1 protein-coding gene is annotated in these 243 nt (G+C 67.9%); it reads right to left on the reverse strand.

Annotated features, from left to right (window positions below; all coding sequences use genetic code 11):
* Positions 1 to 243, reverse strand: a 243-nt coding sequence (locus I8J34_RS24485; RefSeq protein WP_214364228.1) for a hypothetical protein, incomplete at both ends; no start/stop codon positions are given.

Genomic DNA, 243 nt, shown 5'->3' on the forward strand with positions numbered 1-243 from the left:
GCACGGAGCCGGACACGGTGTTGACGCCGTCTTCGGCGATCACGTTGGTGTCGTTGATCGCCACCGGCACGGAGTCGGTGATCTGGATGTCGAGGCTGCCGGTGGCGGCGATGCCCAGGTCATCGGTCACCACCACGGCGATGGCGTCGAGCACCGGGGCGTTGCTGCTTTGCACGTTCGGGTCGTAGGTGTAGCTGACCGCGCCGGTGGCGGCGTCGTAGCCGGTCAGGACCAGGGTGCCCT

This window comes from Denitromonas iodatirespirans (assembly GCF_018524365.1).
In the GTDB taxonomy this organism is placed as follows: Bacteria; Pseudomonadota; Gammaproteobacteria; order Burkholderiales; family Rhodocyclaceae; genus Nitrogeniibacter; species Nitrogeniibacter iodatirespirans.